This window comes from Streptomyces sp. NPDC104367, from assembly GCF_055583825.1.
Window position 1 is genome coordinate 1 of record NZ_JBVJND010000031.1, and the last position, 21,657, is coordinate 21,657.

Genomic DNA, 21,657 nt, shown 5'->3' on the forward strand with positions numbered 1-21,657 from the left:
CGGGCCACCGGCCGTGTCATCCGCCGCTACGAACGCGACCGGCCCGGCGAACTGGTCCATGTCGACATCAAGAAACTCGGCAACATCCCCGACGGTGGCGGCCACAAGGCCCTGGGCCGACAGGCAGGCCGCAAGACCCGCTCGAATGCCGGCTACAGCTACCTGCACACCGCCGTCGACGACCACTCCCGCCTGGCCTACAGCGAGATCCACGCAGACGAGAAGAAGGAGACCGCCACCGCCTTCTGGACCCGGGCCCAAGGGTTCTTCACCTCATGCGGGATCACCGTCGAACGGGTCCTGACCGACAACGGCTCCTGCTACCGCTCCCGCAACTGGCGCGACGCCCTGGCGGCGGCCGGGATCACCCACAAGCGAACCCGGCCCTACCGGCCCCAGACCAACGGCAAGGTCGAACGCCTCAACCGCACCCCGCTCGACGAGTGGGCCTACGCCCGCCCCTACCGCTCAGAGCAGGAACGACGCGACGCCTTCCCCAACTGGCTGCACACCTACAATCACCACCGCGGACACACCGCGCTCGCAGGCAAACCACCCGCCAGCCGCGTCCCCAACCTCACAGGGCAATACACCTAGGGCGGCCGAAGCGACGGCGCGGCGCGGCCGGCGGGGGTTCTCCCCCGTCGGCCGCGCCGCGCCGGACCGTCAGGACGTGGCGCGCACGGCGTCCCGGACGAGTTCGGCGACCTCCTTGGGGCGGGAGACCGCGACCGCGTGCGAGGCGCCCTCCAGCTCGACGGTGGTCGCGCCCGCGCGCTGAGCGCCGTAGCGCTCCACCTCGGGGTCGATGGCCCGGTCGGCGCCGGCCACCAGGGCCCAGGACCGCTTGGTGCGCCAGGCGGCGGCCGCGGCCTTCTCCTCGAACGCGGCGACGGCCAGCGGACGCTGCGCGGCCGCGAGCACCTTCGTGGTGGCAGCGGGCACGTCGGCGGCGAACACCGCCGGGAAGGCGTCCTCGACGATGGTGACCTCCACCGCCTCGTCCCCGCCCGCGACCGGGTACGTCCACTGCTTCAGGTTGCTGACCAGCGGCGACGCCGGGAAGCGGCCCTGAAGTTCGCCGAGGCTCTCGCCCTCCTCCAGGACGTAGGCGGCGACGTAGACGAGACCGACGACGTTCTCGGCGGTGCCGGCGACGGTGATCAGGGCACCGCCGTAGGAGTGGCCGACGAGGACGACGGGGCCGTCGATCTGGGCCGCGACGGAGGCGATGTACGCCGCGTCGGAGGCGAGCCCGCGCAGCGGGTTGGGTGGCGCGACGACCGGGATGCCGTGGCCCTGGAGCTCGGCGATGACGCCGGACCAGCTGGCCGCGTCGGCGAAGGCGCCGTGCACCAGGACGACGGTGGGAGTGGGCGTGGACATGTGAGGGGTCTCCCCGTGTCGGGTCAGGCGGTGTGCAGGGCCGAGTGCAGGACGGTGACGGCCTGCTGGATGGCGGCCTCGGCGGCGTGGGTGCCGCGCAGCGCGTTGAGCATCACGAAGTCGTGGATGATGCCCTGGTAGCGGACGGCGGTGACGGGCACGCCGGCCGCACGCAGCTTGTTGGCGTAGGCCTCGCCCTCGTCGCGCAGCACGTCGGCCTCGCCGGTGATGACGAGGGCCGGGGGCAGACCGGTGAGCTGCTCGGTGGTGGCGCGCAGCGGGGAGGCGGTGATCTGGGCGCGCTCGGCCTCGTCGGTCGTGTACTGGTCCCAGAACCACTGCATGCCGTCGCGGCGCAGGAAGTAGCCCTCGGCGAACTGGTGGTACGACGGGGTGTCGAAGTCGGCGTCGGTCACCGGGTAGAACAGCACCTGCTGGACCAGCGGGACGTCGCCGCGCTCCTTGGCCATCAGGGTCAGCGCGGCGGTCATGTTGCCGCCCACCGAGTCGCCGACGGCGGCGAGGCGGCTGCCGTCGAGGCCCTTGGCCGCGCCCTGCTCCACGACCCAGCGGGCCACGGCGTAGTTCTGCTCGATGGCGACCGGGTAGCGGGCCTCGGGCGAGAGGTCGTACTCGGGGAAGACGACCGCGGCCCGCGCGCCGACGGCGAGTTCGCGCACCAGACGGTCGTGGGTGTGGGCGTTGCCGAACACCCAGCCCGCGCCGTGGATGTACAGGATCACCGGCAGCGGGCCCGCGGCGCCGACCGGCTTGACGATCCGGGCACGGACCGTGCCGGTCGGACCGCCGGGGACGGTGATCCACTCCTCGTCCACGTCCGGCTTGGCGATCTCGCCGGACTGCACCTCGTCCACGGCCTTGCGGCCGTCGGCGGGCGCCAGGTCGAAGAGGTAGGGCGGGTTGGCCGTGGCCTCGACGAAGTCCTGGGCCGCGGGCTCCAGCACCGGCCGCACCGGCTCTACGGCGTCGCTCATGACAAATCTCCAGACGTGTGACCCGGCGCCGGGCCGTTCCCGACGCCACCACTCGCACGCTAGGCCCGCCCACGACCCCGCACTGTCCCGACCGCGCACGACCACCGTCCCCTCCACGCACGACAACGACGTTCCCGCTTGCCAACCCCACACCCACCGGCCCAGCCGGTCCCGACGGCGGTGGGCTCCCCGGTGCGTTGTCCTCCGGGACACGTAGGCTGAAGTGACTGGTCACCGAGAGGAAAGTACGGCTGTGGGAGAGGCAGGACCGCGTCCGCTGGGGTCGCTGTTGCGGGCGCACCGGCACTCCGCCGGGCTGACGCTGGAGGAACTCGCCGGGGCCTCGGGGGTCACCGCGCGGGCGATCGGTGACATGGAGCGCGGGCACAGCCGTGGCCCGCAGGCCCGTACCGTGCGGGCGCTGGCCGAGGCGCTGGGGCTGGCCCCCGACGACACCGACGCGCTGCTGACCGCCGCCCGCGAGGGCCGCCGCCGGCCGCCCACCGCCGCCCCGGGGCTGTGCGAACTGCCGGCCGCGATACCCGACTTCGCGGGCCGCGAGCCGGAGACGCGGTGGCTCGGGGAGCACGGCACGCACCCGGTGTCCGTCGTGCACGGTGCGCCCGGACTCGGCAAGACCGCGCTCGCCGTGCACGCGGCCCGGCTGCACTCCGGCCGGTTCGGCGGCGGCTGCCTCTTCGTCAACCTGCGCGGGCTCGACGCCGAGCCGCTCGACCCGTACGACGTGCAGGCCCGGTTCCTGAGGGCCCTCGGCGTGGCCGAGGGCGACCTGCCGGTGCCGCGCGACGCCCGGCAGACGCTGTACCGCGAGACGGTCGGCGGCGCCGACGTCCTCGTGGTGATCGACAACGCGGCCGACGAGGGCCACGCCCTGCCGCTGCTGCCGGTGCCGGGCCGGGGTGCCGTCTGGGTGACCAGCCGCCGGGCCCTGACCGGGCTGGCCGACGCCCGCCGGCTCGCCCTGACCCCGCTGCCGGACACCGCCGCGACCGGTCTCCTCACCACGATCACGGAGCACCGGCGCACCTCCTTCCCGCAGGGAGCCGCCAGTGCGGGCGGCGGCGCGGACGAGTCCGCCGCCCTGGCCCGGATCGCCGAGCTGTGCGGCGGCCTGCCGCTCGCGCTGCGCATCGCGGGGAACCGGCTGGTCACCCGCCCCGCCTGGAGCGCGGCCACGCTGGCCGACCGGCTGGCCGCCGAGGACCACCGGCTGACCCGGCTGACCGCCGGCGACCTGGCCGTGCAGTCCGCGTTCACCCTCTCCTACGAGCAGCTCTCCGCCCCCGCGCAGGCCCTGTTCCGGCGGCTGTCGCTGGTGCCCGGCCCGGACTTCGACCCGGCGCTGGGCGCGGTCCTCACCGCGTCGGGCCTCGGCGAGGCCGAGCAGCTCACGGACGAGCTGCTCGAACTCGGCCTGCTCGGCCACTCCCCCGGCGGCCGTGCCTCCTTCCACGACCTCATCCGGCTCTACGCGGGCCAGCGGCTGCGCGACGAGGAGTCCCCGGAGGCGGTGCGCGAGGCCCGCACCACCCTGCGGACCTGGCTGCTGGGGACCGCGCACACGGCGGGCTCCCGCTTCGAGCCCGGCGACGACACCACGGCCGGCGCGTCCGGCTCGCCCCTGGTCGACATCGCCGACCGGCCGGCCGCGCAGCACTGGCTGGAGACGGAGAGCGTGAACTGGCTCGCCGCCCTGCGCGAGGCCGCGGCGGACCGCGACCACGCGACGGTGGTGCGGGTCGCGGAGTCGATGCACTGGTTCTCGGACCGGTGGCCGTTCTGGGGGCACTGGCACGACGTGTTCGCCCTCTCGCGCGCCGCCGCCCGTGCGCTCGACGACCCGGCGGCGGAGGCCACCCACGCCAACTACCTCTCCTGGGCGTACTTCTACTGCCGCAACGACGCGGCGACCGGTCTCACGCTCGCCCTGGAGGCCGCCGGACTCGCCCGCCGCGCCGCCGACACGCTCCAGGAGGCCTGGGCGTACACGTACGCGGGCCACACGGCGGCGTCCTGCGAGCGGTTCGAGGAGGCGCTGTCGTACGCCCGGCGTGCCGACGAGCTGTTCGCCGGCACGGAGTACCGGGAGGGCCGGCCCACCGCGCTGATCGTCCTGGCCCGGGCCCAGCGCACGAGCGGCCGGCTGGGGGACGCGCTCGGCACCACGGACCGGCTCCTGGCCCTGCTCGCCGACCCGGACACCGCGCCCGCCCGGCACATCGCCGACTGCAACACGCTGGTCGCGTACTGCAGCCGCACCCATCTGCTGCTCGGTCTGGGCCGCTGGGAGGAGGCGGACGCGGCGGCGGACAGCGCGCTGGCGATGAACGACCGGGCCGGTGTGCCCGCGCTGTACTGCCAGGCATGTCTCGTCAAGGCGCGGTCGGCGTGGGCGCTCGGCGCGGAGGAGACCGCTCTGACCTGGCTGCGCACGGGCCACGGCGTGGCAACCGAGATCGGGGACCAGGGGCAGGTGGACGAGGCCGAGAAGCTGCGCGCGCAGTGGACGCGGGGCTGACGGCCCCGGTGCGTCAGCCCTCGTGGGTGCGCGGGGCGTCCGGGCGGTCGCGGGCGGGCCGGATCGCCGCCGGGTCCTCCTCGCCGCGCAGCCGCCGCTCCGCGTACAGCCGGAGCAGGCCGGGGAAGGCGACGCGGTCCTCCCGCACCGGGACCAGCAGGCCGAGTTCGACGAGTTCGTCCAGCAGCTGCTCGGCCCGGTGCGCCGGGAATCCGGTGAGTTCGGCGGCCGTCGCGGCGTCGAAGTCCGGTGCGGGCGCCAGGGCGAGCCGTCGGAACATGACGCGCTGGCCGGGGGCGAGCCGGGCGTGGGACAGCGCGAAGGCCGACCCGACGTCCTGGTCCCCGGCGGTGAGCCGGTCCAGCCGTAAGGCAGGCTCGGCGAGGTCGAGGGCCAGGTCGCGGACGGTCCAGGCGGGGTGTTCGAGCAGCCGGTTCGCGGCGATGCGCAGGGCGAGCGGCAGCCGGCCGCAGTACTCGGCGATCGCGGGCAGGGCCGCCCGGTCCGGGCCGGACAGGGGGCCCCGGCCGGCGATGCCCTCGGCGAGCAGTTCGGCGGCGGACCCGGCGGGCAGCGGCCCGAGGTGGAGGCGCCCGGCGTGTTCGATGCCGGTCAGGGCGCGGCGCGCGGTGATCCAGACGGCGCCCCGGCCGGGCTCGGGCAGCAGCGGCCGTACCTGTGCCTCGTCGGCCGCGTCGTCGAGGACGACGAGCACGCGGCGCTCGCGCAGCAGGGCGCGGTAGAGGGCGCGGCGCTCCTCCGGGTCGGCGGGGACGGCGCGGGCGCGCACCCCCAGTGCCCGCAGCAGCCGCAGCAGCACGTCGCGGGGTGCCGCCGGTTCGGGGCCGAGGCCGTGCAGCGCGACGAACAGGCGTCCGTCGCCGTACCGCTCGCCGGTCTGCCGTGCCGCGTGGACGGCGAGCGCGGTCTTGCCCGTGCCGGGTGCGCCCGAGACGACGGTGACCGGTGTCCGGCCGCCGTCCCGGGCGAGCCATCGGATCTCCTCGGTCCGGCCGACGAAGTCCGAGGTGTCCGGTGGCAGTTCGCCGGGGCCGGGGGCGGGGTCGTCGGGACGGCGGCGGCCGGCGCGGGCCGCCCGGGTGAGCGCGGCCCGGTCGCTCTCGCCGAGCCGGAGGGCGTCGGCGAGGGCGGTCACCGTACGGGAGCGGGGGCTGAGGCTGCGTCCGCGCTCCATGTCGCCGATGGCGCGTACGCTGACGCCCGCGCGTTCGGAGAGCTGCTCCAGGGTGAGACCGGCCGCGTGCCGGTAGCGCCGTACCAGCGGTCCGAAGCCGGGGTCGGGCGGGGGCGTCACGCTGGGGCGGCTCGCTTTCCTGATCGTCGGGACCCTGTCGATCCTATGCGGAGCGGGTGCGCGAAGGCGGTCCGGACACCTGCCGGCCCGGGAGCCGCGCCGGCGGTCCGGCGACTTCTTCCTGTGTTTCTTCCTGGAGTCGCCTCCCGCCGCCTCGTTGAATGGAACCGCGAAGATCAGCGGTTCGAAGGAGGCAGTACGTGCAGGTCGTCCGGTCCACTGCGGCGCTCGCCCCGGCCGATCGGCGGGACTACTGGCACGAGGCGGTGTCGAAGACCTTCATCCCGCTCGACGTGACGCTGCACGAGCCGGTGCCGGCCGTCGGCACGATCCGGTCGAGGAGTCTGGGGTTCCTGCGGATCGCCGAGGTGCGGGCCGGGGCGCAGACCGTCACCCGGGGGCGCCGCCAGATCGCCCGGGACGGCGCGGAGTGGCTCACCCTCACGCTCCAGCACCAGGGGATCGCGGTGCTGGAGCAGGACGGGAAGAGCGCGTTGATACGGCCGGGCCAGTTCGCCGTCTCGGACTCCGGCCGGGTCTTCACCAAGTCGCTGACGGAGGACTTCCGGTTCACCGCGATCCATCTGCCGCGGGCCGAACTGCGCGTGCCGGAGCGGGACCTCAGGGCGCTGGTCGCCACCGTCTTCAGTGCGGACCGGGGTGTTCCGGCGCTGGTGAACGACTATCTCACGCGGGTGTCGGCGGAGGCCTGCGCGTGGGAGGCGGACAGCGGGCGCGGCCTCGCCGACGTGGCGACGGACCTGCTGGCGGTGCTGGCGCACGAGCGGGCGGGGCGGGCCGGGCTGGCGGCGGGGGCGGAGCCGCACTCGGTGCTGGCGCTGGTGAAGGACTACATCCTGGCCAGACTGCACGACCCCCGGCTCACGCCGGAGTCGATCGCGGCGGCGCACCGGGTCTCCGTGCGCCATCTGCACAAGACCTTCGAGTGGGAGGGCGTCACGGTCGCGCGCTGGATCCTGCGGGAGCGTCTGGAGCGATGCCGCAAGGACCTGTCCCGCCACCCGGCGACCGCGCTGACCGTGGGCGCGGCGTCCCGCCGCTGGGGTTTCGTGAGCCACAGCCACTTCAGCCGGGTGTTCCGCGCGGCCTACGGTGTCTCGCCCCGCGACTGGCAGTCCGGCCGGCGTCCGCCGCTGCCGACGGACGCGGTCTCCTAGGCACGGAACCGATCCGCAGGGGGCACGTTTCGGCCTCTTTACAGCTCTCTCACACATCCCACCGTACGATTGAGGTTTCAAGCGTTACACTCGCTGGCCATTCCCTCCCACCTGTCTCAGGAGTAGCGCTGTGCGGGACGGCAACGTAGTGGTGATCGGCGGCGGTTACGCGGGCGTACGGCTCGCGAAGAAGCTGGACGCGTCGGCACGGGTCACGCTGGTGGACCGCAAGGAGGTCTTCTTCCACCGCATCGCCTCCCTGCGGGCGGGGGTGCGCTCGGACTGGACGTCGGCCCCCTTCATCCCGTACGACAGGCTGCTGACCAACGGCACGGTCGTGGTGGGCAAGGCGGTCCGCGTCGACACCGCGGAGCGCCGGGTCGTCCTGGCCACCGGCGACCGGCTGCCGTACGACGTGCTGGTGATCGCCACCGGCGCCGACTACCCCGAACCGGCCCGCTTCGTCGGCGCCAGCACCGACGAGGCCGCCAAGGCCTTCGCCGAGCACCAGCAGAACATCGCCGCCGCCGGGCACATCCTCGTCGTCGGCGGGGGTCCCTCCGGCGTCGAGCTGAGCGCGGAGATCCGGCTGGCCAGGCCGGACGCCCGGGTCACCCTCGCGCACTCCGGAGAGGAACTGCTCAACTCCACGGGCAGCGCCCGCGCCGGCCGCAAGGCCCGCACCTGGCTGGAGACGCACGACGTGGCGGTCCGGCTGGACTCCTTCATGTCCCCCGGCCACGAGTTCGGCACCTACCGTGACGCGCACGGCGCCGTCCTCAGCGCCGACCTCTCCTTCTGGGCGACCGGCACCACCCCGAACACGCTCTGGCTGCGCCTGGCCGGGCACGGCGACTGGCTGAACGAGACGGGGCACGTCAGGGTCGACCGGACGCTGCGGGTGGAGAGCCGGCCGGACGTGTTCGCGGTCGGCGACGTGAACGACGTCGCCGAGCTCAAGGTCACCCCCGCCGCGCTCGCCCAGGCGGAGGTCGCCGCCCACAACATCACGTCCTACCTGCGCAGCTCGGGACGGCACAGCAAGAAGGCGCGCTCCTACCGCGCGGTCCACCGCACCCCGCTCATCGTGCCCTTCGGCTCGGCCGACGGGGTGACCGTGCTGCCCGTCCCGCTCGGCGAGACCGCGGTGCTCGGCACCCGTACGACCGCCATGGCCAAGGCGAAGAACCTCATGACCCCCTACATCAGACGGCAGCTGGGGTACTCCGCGGCCTGACCCCGACCGCACCGGTGCCCGTCCTCCCCCTCCGGCGCCCCGCGCCCGCCCGCCCGCCCGCCGTCCGCCGGCTGTCCGCGCGGGTCGGAAACCGGACCGCCGTCGGTTCGTCCGGGCGTGCCGGGCTCCGGCACGTGACACTTGAGGGAGGGACCGGCGGACGGGGACGGGGAGGCGAGAGCGGTGATCGCTGTCGGGGTGACGGACAGCGGGGCGCTGCTCGCCGCGTTCGGGGCGCTGGGCGTGCTGGCGGTGGTCTTCGCCGAGTCCGGGCTGCTGGTCGTCGGGTTCTTCCTGCCGGGTGACACCCTGCTGTTCCCGGCGGGCGTGCTGTGCGCGGCGAACGCGGACCGGGGGCCCCGGCTGGAGCTGTGGCAGGTGCTGGTGTGCGCGGCCGTCGGCGCGGTGGCGGGCGCGCAGGTGGGCTATCTGATCGGACGGCACGGCGGGCGTCCGCTGCTGACCGGTACCGGGCGGCCCCGGGTGCGGGCGGGGGCGGCCCGGGCGGAGCGGCTGCTGGCCCGCTACGGCTACGGCAAGGCGCTGGTGATCGGCCGTTTCGTGCCCTTACTGCGGTCGGTGCTGCATCCGGCGGCCGGCGCGCTCGGGGTGCCCGTGCGGACGTTCACCCTGTGGCAGGTCGTCGGCGGTGTGCTCTGGTCCCAGACCTTCGTGCTCGCCGGGTACGCCCTGGGGTCGTCGGTCTCCCACGTCGACCGCTATCTGATGCCGATGGTCGCGGTGATCGTCGTCCTGTCCCTGCTGCCCCTGCTGGTGGAGGCCCGCCGGGCACGCCGCGCCCGGGCCGGCCAGGACTGCCGGTGAGCGGACCGGCGCGGAGGCGCAGCGGGGCCGCCGGGGTGCCGGCCGGGCGGCCGGGGCCGTCAGACGGCCGGCAGGACCAGGCGGAAGGTGCAGCCCCGGCCGGGGGCCGTGTCGAGTTCGAGGCGTCCGCCGTGGCCCTCGGCGATGGTCGCCGCGATGGCCAGGCCCAGGCCGCTGCCCCCGTGGGCCCGGGACCGGGACGGGTCGGCGCGGTAGAAGCGCTCGAAGACGTGCTCGGCGTTCTTCGCGGCGAGACCGGGCCCCTCGTCGGCGACCTCCAGGACGGCCACCGTCGAGCCCGGGGGCAGCGGCGCGGAGGCCGCGTAGCGCCCCGACCGGTTGGTGCCGCCGCTGCGGAAGCCCGCCTTGGCTACACCGACGCGCACATGCACCCGGGTGTCCGGCGGGGTGTGGACGCGGGCGTTGGACAGCAGGTTCTCCACGATCTGGCGCAGCCGGTGCGGGTCGCCGAGGGCTTGGACTATGTCCAGTTCGGCGTCGTCGCCCGCCCCGCCCAGCGGCCCCAGGTCGACCGGATGCGCGGGCCCGTGCAGGGCGGCACTGCTCACCGCGTCGGCCGCCAGCGACAGCAGGTCGACCTCCTCCGCCTGGTACGCGGGCTCCTTGTCGAGGGTGGCGAGCAGTTGCAGGTCGTCGACGAGCAGGCTCATGCGCTCCGCGTTCTGCGCGACGATCCGCTGTGCCTCGCGCTCCTCCTCGGCCGGCCGGCGTTCGGGGCGCAGGGCGAGCTGGGCGTACCCCTGGATCGCGGTGAGCGGGGTGCGCAGTTCGTGGCCGGCGTCGGCGACGAACCGGCGCAGCCTGGCCTCGGACGCCTCCCGCTCCCCCAGCGCCCGCTGGAGCCGGTCGAGCATCGAGTTCAGCACCCGCCCGAGCCGGCCGATCTCGGTGTGCGGGTCGGTGTCGGGCAGCCTGAGGTCGGGGCGGCTCTCGGTGATGTCGGCGGCCGTGCGCTCCATCCGGGTCAGCGGCAGCAGTCCCAGCCGTACGACGGAACGGCTCAGGGCGAGCAGGGCCGCGACCGTCACGGCGAGCAGGACGACGTCCGCCCACAGGAGCTTCGACATGGCGCCGTCGACCGTGTCGAGCGGCAGGGCGACCACCATCCTGGAGCCGTCGTCCGTGGTGCGCAGCAGCACCTGCCAGTGGCCGTCGCCGGAGACGGCGGCCACGGTGACGGGCCGTCCCTCCCGCAGCGTGAGGTCGTCCGCCTCGGCGGGCAGCCGCGGCGCGGGGACGTCCTTCGAGCCGAGGGAGGACTTCATCAGGCGGCCCGTGTCGGCGTCGTACTGGTAGACCCGGAAGTCGGAGGGCAGCGGGTTCGTCTGGCCGGTGCGGTCCGCGTCGGACTCGCGCAGCGCCTTCAGGAGCGCCTGGGACGGCGGCTGGAAGGAGGTCAGCTGCTGGTCGACGCGGTCGATCAGCCAGGTGCGCAGCACCAGGAACCCGGCGAGCTGGGACGCCACCACCGCGGCCGTGGCCAGCAGGGTGACGCCGAGGATCAGCCGGCCGCGCAGGGACTTCGGGGAGAGGGGGGCCCGCCGGGTCACGACTCGGGCGCTTCCTGGTGGTCGCGCGGCAGCCGCAGGCAGTAGCCGATGCCGCGGACGGTGTGGATCAGCGGCGGATCGAACCGGTCGATCTTGCGCCGCAGGTACTTCACATAGGTCTCGATGATCCGCTGGTCCCCCGCGAAGTCGTAGCTCCAGACGTGGTCGACGATCTGCGTCTTGCTGACCACCTGGCCGGCGTTGACGAGCAGATAGCGCAGGAGCCGGAACTCCGTGGGGGACAGCGCGACGTACTGGCCGGCCCGGTGCACCTCGTGCGCGAGCTCGTCGAGTTCGACGTCGGCGTAGCGGAGCATCCCGACGGGTTCGGGCGGCTCCGCTTCGGCGGCGGTGCGGCGCAGGATGGCCTCGATCCGGAGCAGGACCTCCTCGATGTTGAAGGGCTTCGCCACGTAGTCGTCGCCGCCCGCCGCCAGCCCTTTGATCCGGTCGTCGACGCCGGTGCGGGCGGTCAGGAACAGCACGGGCACGTCGTTGCCCGCCGCCCGCAGTCTCCGGGTCACCTCGAAGCCGTCCAGGTCCGGCAGCATCACGTCGAGGAGCATCAGGTGCGGACGCACCCGCTCGACCTCGACCAGCGCCGACCGCCCGCTGTCCGCGCCGCTCACCTCGTATCCCCCGGCGAGCCTGAGGGTGGATTCCAGCAGTGTGCGGATACTGGGCTCGTCCTCGACCACGAGGAGCCGGTGACGGGGGCCGGCGGTGGGCGGCGGGGTCATGGTGCGTCGTTCCGTTTCTCTCTCAGTGCCGGTCGGCCGCGCAGTCGTACAGGACGGAGGCGCCGCCCGTCGGAGAGGCGGTGCCGGTGTCCTCGCCCGACGAGTTGCCGTACGCGGAGGCGGATACCTTCGTGCAGTTCTTCGAGATCCACTCCGAACGCTTGGCGGCCCGGCCGTTCTGGCCGCCCGTGGACGGCGCGCCCGCCCCGCCGGCCGACGTCTCGGTGCCGAGGATGTGGCGCAGCTCGCCGTCCCTGGTCCAGCGTTCGAGCTGGTCGACGGACGGGGAGTCGTCCTGGTCGGTGAATCCGCCCATGCCGGTCACCGTCTCGTCGGTGTCCAGTATGAACGGGGCGGCGCCCCGGGCTCCGCTCGCCACGGCCGGCTCGGTACGTGCCCGGGGCGCGTGCTCGACGGCGTGGGCGAGGATCTTGCGCCGCTCGCCGGTGAGCCGTCCAGGTGGGCCCGGGCGGCGGGCCGGGTGTCCGGGCGCCTGGTGGACCGGCGTGGGCGGCGCCGGGCGAGCGGATGTGTTCATCGAGGGGGGTCGCTCTCGTGGGGTCAGTGGGAGCTGCGGAAGACGGCGGTGCGCAGGACGACGAAGCGCACGGCGGTCACGACCAGGGAGGCGCAGGTGAGCACGAGCGTCTCGGCCGCCGTCGAGGCGGTCGGTTCGGCCTGCCTGAACAGGAGCACCGCGAGCGAGGTGACCAGGTAGCCCACGACGAAGAGGGCGCCGGCGCCGAGGTGGGCGCGGGCCGGACGGGCCCGGGTGTGCCGGAACGTGAGGCGGCGGTTGGCCTCGGTGTTCAGGAGGGTCAGCACGAGGAGGGACGCGAGGTTGGCGAGGGCGGGCGACCACCAGGAGCGCAGCAGGGCGTAGAGGACGGCCTGGCCGACCGTGGAGACGACGCCGACGGCGACGAAGCAGCCGACCTCCCAGGACAGCACGGTGCGCCGGGTGGAGGGGGCGGCGAGGACGGCGTCCGGGTGCTCGGCGGCGGGTGCGGAGCGGCCGGGCAGCTCGACCCGGGCGGCCCCGGAGGCCTTCGCGCGGGCCATCCGCCACAGTCCGCGCAGGTCGTCGGTGGCGGTGCCGACCACGTCGACCCGGGTGTCCACGTCCTCCACCCAGTCGACCGGGACCTCATGGACGCGCAGTCCGTTGTGCTCGGCGAGCAGCAGCAGTTCGGTGTCGAAGAACCAGGCGTCGTCCTGGGTCACTTCGAGCAGCGGGCCCAGTACCTCGGTGCGGGCGGCCTTGAAGCCGCACTGCGCGTCGGTGAACCGGACGCCGTGGGTGAGCCGGATGATGCCGTTGTAGCAGCGGGAGACGAACTCGCGGCGGGGGCCGCGCACGGTGCGTGCCCCGGGGGCGAGGCGGCTGCCGATCGCGAGGTCGGAGTGGCCGCTGGCCAGGGGGGCGACCAGGGGCAGCAGACCGTCGAGACCGGTGGAGAGGTCCACGTCCATGTAGGCGACGATGTCGGCCTCGCTCGCGCCCCAGACGGTGCGCAGGGCCAGGCCGCGGCCCTTGCGGTCGAGGTGGACGACGGCGACGGCGGGCAGTTCGGCGGCGAGCCGCCGGGCCACGGCGAGGGTGCCGTCGGTGCTCGCGTTGTCCGCGACCGTGATGCGCCACGGGAAGGGGAACCCCTCCCGCAGCCGGGCGTGGAGGGTGCGCAGGCATCCGGGGAGGGCGCGTTCCTCGTTGTGGACCGGGATGACGATGTCGACGGTGGCCGTGCCCGGACCGGCGGGTTCCGCAGTGCCGGGGCGCTGGAAGTCGTGGGCCGGGGCGGTGGTGAGGTGGGGGGCGGTGGGAGGCATGGCTTCCTAGAGCGGGAGGAGACAGATGGGGGCGGCTCCTGGGCCCGGTGGTGGGCGGGTCATGACTCTTGCCGGTGCGACTGGGTGATGCCGGAAAGAATTCTGAGAACTGACGGAGCGTCAGAACCGTTGCGTGCGTGCAGTGTTCGGCCCCGGGTCCACAGAACACCGTGGGCCCGGGCCGGGTGCGGGGCGAGGCCGGGTGCGGGGCCTGGCGCGAGGCGGGGTGCGAAGCCGTCGTCCGCGCGGGGCGCTCAGCCGACCGGTACGGCCTTCGGGCCCCGCCCCTCGGGCTCGGTGTCGTGGCCGGTCCCGTCGTCCGCGTCCGGATCGCCGCTCGCGAGGCGCTTCTCGGGCAGCAGGAAGGCGAGCACGAGGCCGAGGGCGAACAGCGGGACCAGGTAGCGGAAGACGGGCGTGAGAGCGTGCTGGTAGGCGCTGACGACCGCGTCCCGGACCTCGTCGGGGAGGGAGTGGACCAGTGCCGGGGTCAGGGATTCGCTGCCGCCGACCGCCTTCAGGTCGCCCGGTGACAGGCGGGCGGCCAGCTGGTCGCCCAGCCGGCTGGTGAAGACCGCGCCGACCGCCGCGGTGCCGAGGGTGGCGCCGATCTCGCGGAAGAAGTTGTTCGCCGAGGTCGCGGTCCCGACGTCGCCCGGCGGAAAGGCGTTCTGGACGGCGAGGACGAGGGTCTGGAACATCAGGCCGATGCCCACGCCCAGCAGGAGGAGGTACCCGCACAGCAGGGTGAGCGGGGTGTCCACGTCGATGGTGGACATCGCGAGCGCGGTGGCCCCGACGACGGCGGAACCGATGATCGGGTAGACCTTGTAGCGGCCGGTACGGCTCATCAGCTGGCCGACCGGGATGCCGGCGCCCATCAGGCCGACCACCATCGGCAGCAGCAGCCAGCCGGACTGGGTGGCGCTGACGCCGTAGACCATCTGGAGATAGGTCGGCAGGTAGCCGATGACCGCGAACATCCCCACGCCGATCACGATCATGCCGATCAGCGTGGCGATGTTGAAGATACGGCTGCGGAACAGATGCAGCGGGATGACCGGCTCGGCGGCCCGGCTCTGGGAGAGGAAGAACAGGGCCCAGGCGGCGGCGCCCGCGGCGCCCATGCCGAGGATCAGCGGATCGCTCCAGGCGTAGTCGGTGCCGCCCCAGTCGGCGACCAGGACGGTGCAGGTGACGGCCGCCGCCATGAGGGTGATGCCGAGGTAGTCGATGGTGACCCTGGCCGCCTTGCGCGGCAGGCGCAGGACCACGGCGCACACGGCGAGGGCGATCAGCCCCACGGGCAGGTTGATCCAGAAGCACCAGCGCCAGCCGACGCCGTCCGTGAACCAGCCGCCGAGCAGCGGGCCGACGACGGCGGAGAGGCCGAAGACGGCGCCGATGGGGGCCATGTACTTGGCGCGCTGCCGGGGCGGTACCAGGTCCGCGACGATCGCCTGCGAGGTGATCATCAGTCCGCCGCCGCCCAGGCCCTGGACGGCCCGGCCGACGACCAGCATCGCCATGTCCTGCGCGGACCCGGCGATCACCGAGCCGACGAGGAAGACGAGGATGCCGCCGATGTAGAGGTTCTTGCGGCCGAGCAGGTCGCCGAGGCGGCCGTAGACGGGCATCGCGATGGTGGCGGCGAGGATGTACGCCGTGGTCACCCAGGCCATGTGGTTCACGCCGTGCAGTTCGCCGACGATCGTGGGCAGCGCGGTGCTGACGATGGTCTGGTCCAGCGAGGACAGCAGCATCACGGCCATCAGGCCGGCGTATATCAGGCCGAAGCGGCCGGGCTCGGCGGAGGATGCCCGCTCCTGCGCCAGGGCCGCCGCGGGGGCGGTGTCACTCATCGGGTCTCCGGGTTCGGGATCGGCGGCGTCTCGGGGCGCCCCACGACCAGTCTTGCACACTCTGCAAGTTCTGCGGATTCGGCACCAAGTGCGGACCATGAAGGCATGGCGGAGCCGACCGGGACGGCGGGAAGGGCGGCGCGGCCGTGCGCACCGGCTCCCTCTCGTGCCCGGACGGCTCCGGTCAGTCGGTCAGCAGGGACCGCAGCAGCGCCATCGACCGTTCCACGTGGGGCACCGGCGAGTCCTCGGCACCGCCCTGCGGACCGGCGCCCGACCAGCGCTCGATGCCCGTGCGCACCGCGGCGAGGGCGAGGGCGGACATCAGGCTCGGGACCTCGTCCTCGGGCTCCAGGCCGAGCCGCCGGGCGACCGCCTCGGCGACGGACCGCCCGAAGCCGTCGAAGCGGGCCACCAGCGCGGTGTGCAGGGCGGGATGACCGCCGGCCAGCGCGAACACGTCACGGAAGTCCGTGCGCGAGGGCGGGTTGGCGGCGAGATCCCGGACAAGCAGCCGGGTCAGGTCGGCCAGTACCTCCCTGGCCGGCGTCTGACCCGCCGCGACGAACTCCTCGACCAGAGCGGGCGGCAACTGCGCCGGCCCCGGCAGGACGGCTTCCTCTTTGTTCGGGAAGTAGTTGAAGAAGGTGCGGGGCGAGACCCCCGCCGCCGTGCTGATCATGTCGGTCGTGACCTTGTCGAGGCCGTGTTCCTGGACCAGCCGCAGGGCGGCGAGGTGGATCTCGCGCCGCGTCTGTCGGCGCCTGCGTTCGCGCAGACTCTCGCCGGGCATGACCATGGACGAGATTATTGCACGAGGCGTAAAGCGTGCAGTGACTGCAAGAACGCCCCGGCGCCTAGCTCACGCCGACGTGATCCGCCGACTGCTCCGGCACCGCCGCCGCTGCCGCCGCACCTCCTCCCGCCTTGCGGGCGGCCCGGCGCTCCCGCCTGGTCTCGACCATCGTGTAGAGGGTCGGGATCAGCACGAGGGTCAGCAGGGTCGAGCTGAGCAGACCGCCGATGACGACCACGGCCAGCGGCTGGGAGATGAACCCGCCCGATCCGGTGATGCCGAGCGCCATGGGCATGAGCGCGAAGATCGTGGCCAGCGCGGTCATCAGGATGGGCCGGAGCCTGCGGCTGCCGCCCTCGCGCACGGCCTCCTCGATGGACATCCCCCGGGCCCGGTACTGGTTGACCAGGTCCATCAGCACGATGGCGTTGGTGACCACGATGCCGATGAGCATCAGCATGCCGATGAGCGCCGCCACGCCCAGCGGGGTGTCGGTGATCCGGAGCAGCGCGATGGCGCCGGTGGCCGCGAACGGGATGGAGATCAGCAGGACCAGGGTCTGCCGGATACTGCGGAAGACCGCGACCAGCACCAGGAAGACGATGGCGACGGCGGCCAGGATCGCGAGGGCGAGCTGGCTGAACGCGTCGTCCTGGCTGGAGGTGACGCCGCCCGTCTCGTAGGTGACACCGGAGGGCAGGTCGACCTTGTCCACCGCGGCCTGCACGGCGCTGCTCGCGGCACCGGTGTTGTCGCCGACCGGGGTCGCGGAGACGGTGACGGCCTCGGCGCCGTCGATCCGGCTGCGCTCGACGGGCTCCTCGGTCCGGGTGACCGTGGCCACCTTGTCCAGCCGGACGTCACCGGAGGAGGTGGAGATCTCCAGGGCCTTGAGCGCGGAGACGGAGTTCGGTGCCTTCGCCGCCGTCCTGAGCACCACGTCGCGCTGGGTTCCGTCGACGGTGATCTGGGTGACCGTGGACCCCTGGACGGCCTCGCTCACGGCCGAGGCGATGCTCGTGTCGGTCAGGCCGTACCGGGCCGCGGCCTCGCCCTTCGCCCGTACGGTGAGCTGCGGGGCCTCCTGGGAGAGGTCGCTGGTGACACCGGTGACCTCGGAGACGTGGGCCAGGGCGTCCTGCACCCGCCGCGCGGCCGTGTTCAGCGTCGTGTCGTCGTCCGACTTGAGGGTGATCTCGACGTCGCTGCTCGTCCCGAAGCCCGAGTTGGAGCTGAAGGTCAGCTCGCCCGCGCCGGAGAGTCCCTCGAACCTGGCGCGCAGGGTGTCCTGCACGGCGTCCGGGTCCGCGTCGTCCTTGAGGGAGATGCTGTACGAGGCGCTGTCGGCCGCGCCGCCACCGCCGCCCATGAACCCGCCGCCCTGCGAACCGATGTTGACCTGGTAGGACGCGACTCCGTCGATGCCGGCGAGCACCTTCTCGACCTTCCTGGCGGCCTTGTCGGTGGCGTTCAGGCTGGTTCCGGCGGGCATCGTCTGGGTCACGCTCAGCGAGTCCTGTCCGGAGTCGCCGAGGAAGCTGGTCTTGAGCCCGGCGACCATGCTGAAGGTGAGCACCAGCAGCGCCACGGCGATACCGAGCACGGTCCTGCGCCGCCGGGTCGCCCACGCGATGACGGGGACGTACGCCCGCTGGAGGGCGCCGTGGCGCTCCTCGTCCTCGACGATCAGGCGGAACTCCTCGGGATCCCTGCCCTCGGCCTCCTTCGGGGGCTTGAGGAACCAGTAGGCGAGGGTGGGCACCAGGGTCAGCGACACCACGAGGGACGCGATCATCGCGACCGCGACGGTCATCGAGAAGGGCCCGAACAGCTCTCCGACCAGTCCGCTGACCAGGCCGATCGGCAGGAAGACACAGACCGTGGTGAGGGTCGAGGAGGTGACCGCGGCGGACACCTCGCGCACCGCGGAGATGATCGCCGCGCGCTTCTCCTCGCCGTATCCGAGGTGCCGCTTGATGTTCTCCAGCACCACGATCGAGTCGTCGACGACCCGTCCGACGGCCATGGTGAGGGCGCCCAGGGTGAGGATGTTGAGGGAGTAGTCCTCGATCCACAGCGCGATGAGGGCGATCAGCAGGGAGAGCGGGATCGAGACGGCCGTCACCAGGGTCGACCGGACCGAGCGCAGGAACAGGACGATCACCAGGATCGCCATCAGGAGTCCGAGGACGCCCTCCTCCAGCAGTCCGTCGACGGACTCGCTCACCTGGGGGCCGGAGTCGGAGACGATGGTGAGCTTCGCGCCGTCGCCGAGGGACTTCTCCAGGCCGGACAGTTCGGCGCGGACGTCCTCGGAGATGGCGGCGGAGCTGCCGCCGTGGTCCATGGTGACGGAGACGCCCAGGCTCGCCCGGCCGTCGGTCCGGGTCAGCGAGGACACCTCGGCGTCCTTGAGCTCGACCGAGGCGACGTCCTTGAGCCGCACCGGATCCCCGGTGGCCGCGGCGCCGGAGGAGACCGCGGGCGCGCCCGAGCCGGACACGGAGCCCGAGCCGGACGCGGAGCCGCTGAGCCACAGGTCCTCGATCTGCCGCACGGAGGTGATCGAGCCGCCGATCACGATGCTCAGGCTCTTGCCGTCCGAGTCGACCGAACCACCGGCGCCGGTACGGCCGTCGGAGGTCAGCGCGGTGCTGATCGACTGGGTGGTCAGCCCCGCCCGCGCCAGCTCGGCGGAGTCCGGGGTGATGACGACGACCTGGTCGCGCTCACCGGACACGGTGACCTGGTTGACCCCGTCGACGGCCTTCAGCTCCGGGACGACCTTGTCGTCGAGCTGGTCCGCGAGTTTCTGCTGGTCGGCGTCCGAGGTCGCGGCCAGGGTGAGCGTCGGCTGGTCCCCGGTGCCGCCCGTCACCACCTGCGGCTCGACGTTGTCGGGGAACTGTGCGCTGCTCTTCGACAGGGCCTGCTGCACCTCGCTGGACTTCGTGTCCGTGTCGACACCGAAGTCGAACTGGAGGGACACCGTCGCCGAGCCCTGGCGCGAGGTCGAGGTCATCGTCTGGATCGAGTCGACGCCCTTGACCGCGTCCTCGATGGGCTTGACCACCTGGTCCTCGACCACCTCGGGCGACGCGCCCTGGTAGGTGGCCGTGACGGTGACGGACGGGAAGGACAGGTCAGGCAGCAGCTGCTGCTTCAGGGACGGGACGGCGTACACGCCGAGGACGACGACCAGCATCGTGATCAGCGCGGCCAACTTGCGGTTGGCGATGCTCACCCTGGACAACCAGGACATCGGGCGGGATCTCTCTTCTGCGGGCGGACGAGGAACGGGCCGCCCGGTCCATGGGTGCCGGGCGGCCCGCCACCACCCTGGCCGCCGCCGTCCGCCCTGTCGTCGCCCCGCCGCGGTGTTCCGCGCGTACCGCGGACGCGCTACACGGACCGGCCCCGTACCGCGGTCACGGGCGCGGCCGGGGCCGGGGCCGGACCAGTCCGGTCTCGTAGGCGATGGTGACCAGCTGGGCCCGTTCGCTGACCCGGAGTTTGCCCATGGCCCGGTTCACATGGGTCTTGACGGTGTGCCGGCTGAGCCCGAGGTCGCGGGAGATGTCCTCGTTGGTGAGCCCGCGGGCCACGAGGGCGAGGACCTCGCGCTCGCGGGGGGTCAGCTCCTCCAGCAGGTCAGGCCGCTCGGTCCAGGTCTCCGCGGCGGTCAGCTGGAACCGGGCCATGAGCGCCGCCGTGGCCGCGGCCGAGAGCATCGGCTCGCCGGCGGCGACCGTCTCGATCGCCGTCAGCAGGTCCTCCGGGTCGGCGCCCTTGCCGATGAATCCCCGGGCGCCCGCGCGGACGGCCTGGGCCACGTACTCGTCGATCTCGAAGGTGGTCAGGATCAGTACCTTCACCCCGGCCAGATCCGGGTCGGAGGTGATCCGGCGGGTGGCCTCGATCCCGTCGAGCCCGGGCATGCGGACGTCCATGAGCACGACGTCGGGGTGTTCGGCGCGGGCGACCTCCACGGCCTGGGCGCCGTCCACGGCCTCCCCGGCCAGCTCCATGCCGGGGGTGGCCTCGACGAGCCGCCGCAGCATGCCCCGCAGCAGCGCCTGGTCGTCCGCGAGCAGGACACGGACCGTCATACGGCGCCCTCCGCGGCGCGCTTGCGGGAGCCTGCGTCGAGGACCCGGCCGCGGCCGAGCGGCAGGCGCACGTCGACGAGGAAGCCGCCGTCGGGGCGCGGCCCGATCGCGGTGCTGCCCCCGGCCGCCGCCGCCCGTTCCCTGATGCCGATCAGCCCGCGCCCGGTGCCCTCCCCGCCGGCCCGGGCGGGCACCGCGCCGCCGGGGTTCTCCACGCTGATCCGCAGCGCGTCGCGGCCGTACCGCAGCCGGACCCTGGCGGAGTCCGTGGTGGCGTGCTTGGTCACGTTGGTCAGTGCCTCCTGGACGATCCGGTAGCCCGCGACGTCCACCGCCGGGGACACCGTCTCCGCGGTGCCTTCCCGGACCACGTCCACGCGGAGTCCGGCGCGGGCGAAGGACCGCACCAGGTCGTCGAGCCGGGCCAGCCCCGGGGTGGGTTCCATCGGTGCGCCCGGCTCCCCCGCCCGGCCGAGCAGGCCGACGATGGAGCGCAGTTCGTCCAGGGCTCCGCGCGAGCCGTCGCGGATGGCGAGGAGCAGTTCGGCCAGCTGGGCCGGATCGTCCCGGCCGACATGGGCCCCGATGCCCGCCTGCGCGTTGATCAGCGTCAGTTCGTGCGCGACCACGTCGTGCAGTTCGCGGGCGATGCGTACGCGTTCCTCGGCGACCCGGCGGGCGGCCTCCTCCTCGCGGGTGCGCTCCGCGCGCTCGGCGCGCTCCCGGAGCGCGTCGATGTAGGCCCGCCGGTTGCGCAGGGAGTCCCCGAGCGCGGTGGCGAGGCCCATCATCGGCGCCGTGCCCAGGCGCATGGGGCCCAGCAGCGGGCCCTCCTGGAACACCGTGCCCGCCCCGGCCACCGCGACCGCCGCGGCGGCGGTGGCGAGCCAGGCGGTGCGCCGGTCGGTGCGCACACCACAGCAGTACAGCGCGGTCATCAGGGCCGGTGCGGTGGCCGCGGCCAGGCCCCCGCACGCCTGGTGGACGACGGACAGCGCCGACACCCCGGCGAGCACCGCCAGCGGCCGGCGCGCCCGCGCCAGCAGCAGCGCGCCCGCGAGGAGCACCACGGCGACGTCCAGCGCGTTCGGTACCCGCGGACCCGCCGGGTCGAAGAAGTCGACGGCGAGCGCCAGCAGGGTCACACCGCCGACCAGGGGGGCGTCTCTCACGTGAGCGGCCCTCCTCGGGGGTTCGTCGGCTCGGGGAACCCATGGCGACAGACTAGGCACGACCGCGGGCCCGCTTCGTCCCCCGAACGCGGCAGATCGGCG

General features: G+C 73.6%; 17 protein-coding genes. 5 read left to right on the forward strand and 12 right to left on the reverse strand.

What is annotated here, in order from left to right; genetic code table 11:
• Window positions 1–597 (forward strand): IS481 family transposase (locus ACZ619_RS35015; protein WP_469607774.1); only part of this gene is annotated, 597 nt, incomplete at its 5' end.
• Window positions 598–666: 69 nt separating this feature from the next.
• On the opposite strand, the gene ACZ619_RS35020 is transcribed toward ACZ619_RS35015, so the two are convergent.
• A complete protein-coding gene (locus ACZ619_RS35020; RefSeq protein ID WP_469607776.1) occupies window positions 667–1,386 on the reverse strand; it encodes an alpha/beta fold hydrolase in 720 nt (239 codons plus the stop codon).
• A 23-nt stretch (window positions 1,387–1,409) separates the two neighbouring features.
• On the reverse strand, window positions 1,410–2,381 hold the full coding sequence (locus ACZ619_RS35025; protein WP_469607779.1) for an alpha/beta hydrolase: 972 nt from the start codon (window positions 2,379–2,381) through the stop codon (window positions 1,410–1,412).
• A gap of 253 nt (window positions 2,382–2,634) precedes the next feature.
• Between ACZ619_RS35025 and ACZ619_RS35030 the strand changes: the two genes are divergently transcribed.
• Window positions 2,635–4,920 (forward strand): helix-turn-helix domain-containing protein, encoded by a 2,286-nt coding sequence (locus ACZ619_RS35030; RefSeq protein WP_469607782.1) that lies wholly within the window; start codon window positions 2,635–2,637, stop codon window positions 4,918–4,920.
• 13 nt (window positions 4,921–4,933) lie between these two features.
• Here the strand turns inward: ACZ619_RS35030 and ACZ619_RS35035 are convergent, their stop codons facing one another.
• Window positions 4,934–6,235, reverse strand: coding sequence for a helix-turn-helix domain-containing protein (locus tag ACZ619_RS35035; protein WP_469607785.1), 1,302 nt, complete (start codon window positions 6,233–6,235; stop codon window positions 4,934–4,936).
• A gap of 200 nt (window positions 6,236–6,435) precedes the next feature.
• On the opposite strand from ACZ619_RS35035, the gene ACZ619_RS35040 reads away from it, so the two are divergent.
• The 3 genes from ACZ619_RS35040 to ACZ619_RS35050 all read left to right on the forward strand — a co-directional run bounded on the left by ACZ619_RS35040 (window position 6,436) and on the right by ACZ619_RS35050 (window position 9,475).
• Window positions 6,436–7,413, forward strand: a complete 978-nt coding sequence (locus ACZ619_RS35040) for an AraC-like ligand-binding domain-containing protein (protein ID WP_469607788.1) — start codon at window positions 6,436–6,438, stop codon at window positions 7,411–7,413.
• Between the two features lie 130 nt (window positions 7,414–7,543).
• On the forward strand, window positions 7,544–8,650 hold the full coding sequence (locus ACZ619_RS35045) for an NAD(P)/FAD-dependent oxidoreductase (protein ID WP_469607790.1): 1,107 nt from the start codon (window positions 7,544–7,546) through the stop codon (window positions 8,648–8,650).
• Between the two features lie 183 nt (window positions 8,651–8,833).
• Window positions 8,834–9,475 carry a DedA family protein gene (locus ACZ619_RS35050; protein ID WP_469607793.1) on the forward strand — a complete coding sequence of 214 codons (642 nt, stop codon included), beginning with the start codon at window positions 8,834–8,836 and terminating at the stop codon, window positions 9,473–9,475.
• 59 nt (window positions 9,476–9,534) lie between these two features.
• Here ACZ619_RS35050 and ACZ619_RS35055 read toward each other — a convergent pair whose 3' ends face one another.
• The 9 genes from ACZ619_RS35055 to ACZ619_RS35095 form a co-directional block, all read right to left on the reverse strand.
• Complete coding sequence (locus ACZ619_RS35055) at window positions 9,535–11,046, reverse strand: sensor histidine kinase (RefSeq protein WP_469607795.1); 1,512 nt, start codon at window positions 11,044–11,046, stop codon at window positions 9,535–9,537.
• Entirely contained in the window at window positions 11,043–11,786 is a 744-nt protein-coding gene (locus tag ACZ619_RS35060; RefSeq protein WP_469607798.1) for a response regulator transcription factor, read from the reverse strand. Before ACZ619_RS35060 ends, ACZ619_RS35055 begins: the two co-directional genes overlap by 4 nt.
• Window positions 11,787–11,808: 22 nt before the next feature.
• Complete coding sequence (locus tag ACZ619_RS35065) at window positions 11,809–12,324, reverse strand: mannosyltransferase YkcB-related protein (RefSeq protein ID WP_469607800.1); 516 nt, start codon at window positions 12,322–12,324, stop codon at window positions 11,809–11,811.
• 23 nt (window positions 12,325–12,347) lie between these two features.
• On the reverse strand, window positions 12,348–13,616 hold the full coding sequence (locus ACZ619_RS35070; RefSeq protein ID WP_469607802.1) for a bifunctional glycosyltransferase family 2/GtrA family protein: 1,269 nt from the start codon (window positions 13,614–13,616) through the stop codon (window positions 12,348–12,350).
• A 254-nt stretch (window positions 13,617–13,870) separates the two neighbouring features.
• Window positions 13,871–15,478 (reverse strand): MDR family MFS transporter, encoded by a 1,608-nt coding sequence (locus ACZ619_RS35075; RefSeq protein WP_469607804.1) that lies wholly within the window; start codon window positions 15,476–15,478, stop codon window positions 13,871–13,873.
• Between the two features lie 184 nt (window positions 15,479–15,662).
• Window positions 15,663–16,277, reverse strand: coding sequence for a TetR family transcriptional regulator (locus ACZ619_RS35080; protein WP_469607806.1), 615 nt, complete (start codon window positions 16,275–16,277; stop codon window positions 15,663–15,665).
• 58 nt (window positions 16,278–16,335) lie between these two features.
• Entirely contained in the window at window positions 16,336–19,536 is a 3,201-nt protein-coding gene (locus tag ACZ619_RS35085; RefSeq protein ID WP_469607808.1) for an efflux RND transporter permease subunit, read from the reverse strand.
• Between the two features lie 166 nt (window positions 19,537–19,702).
• The gene (locus tag ACZ619_RS35090) at window positions 19,703–20,383 is read right to left on the reverse strand and encodes a response regulator transcription factor (RefSeq protein WP_469607811.1); all 681 of its coding nucleotides are present in this window, start codon (window positions 20,381–20,383) and stop codon (window positions 19,703–19,705) included.
• On the reverse strand, window positions 20,380–21,555 hold the full coding sequence (locus tag ACZ619_RS35095; RefSeq protein ID WP_469607813.1) for a sensor histidine kinase: 1,176 nt from the start codon (window positions 21,553–21,555) through the stop codon (window positions 20,380–20,382). The genes ACZ619_RS35090 and ACZ619_RS35095 overlap by 4 nt, the downstream gene beginning before the upstream one ends.
• Window positions 21,556–21,657: the final 102 nt, after the last annotated feature.